The organism is Actinosynnema sp. (assembly GCF_052038725.1).
On record NZ_JBQGCX010001088.1, the window covers coordinates 1 to 1,911 of the forward strand.

The window sequence follows — 1,911 nt, forward strand, 5'->3', positions numbered from 1 at the left end:
CGGCGGCCGTGAGGGATTCGACTGCGTGAGGCGCCCATGCTTCACCCCGCCTTCCGGGTCAGGCTGATGCCCATCGGCACCACCGAGGCGGCGAAGGCCACGTCGTGGGCCAGGTCCAGGCGCAGCGGGGCGAACCCCGCCCGGCGGATCGCCGAGTCCAGGCGGCGACCGGCCTCGGCTGCCCGGACCGTCTTGGGCACCGTGACCGTGGCCACGGCGTAGGGGACGGTCAGGGAGTTGCCGCGGGCCAACTTGGACTCCAGAGCGCGCACCTTCTCGGACTCGTCGACGTCCTTGGTGCGCTGCTTCATCCGTGCCGCGACCCGCAACGACTGCCCCAGGTCGGCACCGAACTCGCTGTTGGCCGACTGCCGGTCCGCACGGCCCGGCGGCACGAGGGGGTAGCAGACCATAAAGGAGCGTCGTTCCCCGTCCTCCCGTGCCGACAGGACCGGGGCCAGGGCCCCCATCGCGGCCCCCTTGACCGGCAGCTTGACCGTCGAGGAGACCGAGTTCCAGGCGTCGTGGGAGTAGTGCCGCACGGCGGCGTCGGCACCGGAGGGGCCGGCCATCTCCCACGGCACATCGGTGAGCACCCCGTCATCGGTCTGCGCGGCAGCCAGCGCGTCGATGATGGCGGCCCGATCCCCGGGGGCAAACCCGGTCCGACACGCAACCGCCAGCTGGGGGCTGGTCAGCCACTCCACGCTTGAGACGCCCAGGCCGCCGCGCAAGTGGGACTCGACCTCGGCGATCGCGCCGTACAGGGCCCGGGCGCGACCGTTGAGGCCCCCGCCGTACTCCCGTGCCACCTTGCCCAGCCGTGACTCTGGCACCATGACGGTGACGTACTGCTCGGTGCGTACCGTCGCGGCGGTCAACGACTCGTGCAGGTCGTCGTTGATGCGGCTGACCTGAACCGGAGCGTTGCCCGTGCGATGGCGTCGCACCCAGTCGGCCCGCTCGGCACCGTCCTCGGGGACGGTGCGGACCATGAAGATCACTTCGCTGGCCAGCTCGGCCCGGACGGTCGCGTCGAGCAGCTCGGCCAGACCCTGCCCGTAGACCTCTCGGTCCTCGAGCTCGGCCATGCCCAGTCCCGGGTGGACGATCGAGGCGGTGACCGCCCAGGTCCTCATCGAGTGGTTCTGGATCAGGGCGACCCGCCGGTGGTGATGCCCTGTCGGTGGGCCCTCGTGGATCACGACGCTGGACAGGTTCCCCGGCAGGTCCGCCTGCTCCTGGGCCTGGGCCTGCCCGGTGGTGGCGCGCGCCCGGAACCGGGTCCACCCGGCCAGGGTCCCTGCCGCCAGGGCCACGGTCGAGGTGATCCAGCCGGTCATCGACCTGCCCCTGACCGGGACGGCCACGACCGCGAACAGGAGCACCCACAGCAGTAGCGCCAGGGCGGCCGTGGCCCAGTCCTGCTTGGAGATCGACCAGGCGATGGGCAGGACCGCCGTGGCCAGGAGGCCGAGCCGGGGTCCGGTGAGGCCGAAGAACCAGCCGATGCGGGCGCGGGCGTAGTCGCGGTAGATGGTCATCGTGGGGTCCTCCGGCGGGCGGTTTTGGTCGGTGGCTTCCTGAAGCGGAGCAGTGCCGGCCAGGGACTCATCGCGTCACCCCGCCTGCTGCCGCTCCGGCGCCGCGTTCTCCGGCGGTACCTGCCGCACCGCCGCCGCTGGGCGGGGGCAGTGGCCCGGCGCCGGTGCTCGGGTTGGTCTGCGTCGGGGGTGGTGTCGGGACTGCTCCCCCACCGGCCCCGCCACCACCCCCGGTGTGGTCTTCGCCGCGCTGCTCGGGGTGGGCGAGGCGGTGCCGGTCCCCGGTGCGGCGGGTCGGCTGGAAGTCCGGGACGTAGGTGTTGTGCCCTGCACCCATCTGATTCGCCAGGTCTGCGCCGATAGCTGC

Annotated in this window: 1 protein-coding gene; it reads right to left on the reverse strand. The window is 72.5% G+C overall.

Going from position 1 to position 1,911, the window contains the following annotated elements; translation table 11 throughout:
• Nucleotides 1-41: 41 nt before the first annotated feature.
• Entirely contained in the window at nucleotides 42-1,544 is a 1,503-nt protein-coding gene (locus ACTUAL_RS23035; RefSeq protein ID WP_440901699.1) for an SCO6880 family protein, read from the reverse strand.
• Nucleotides 1,545-1,911 lie beyond the last annotated feature (367 nt).

Coding starts and splice junctions, on each gene's coding strand:
- ACTUAL_RS23035 (WP_440901699.1), bottom strand. CDS start 1,544: ATGACCATCTACCGCGACTACGCCCGCGCCCGCATCGGCTGGTTCTTC.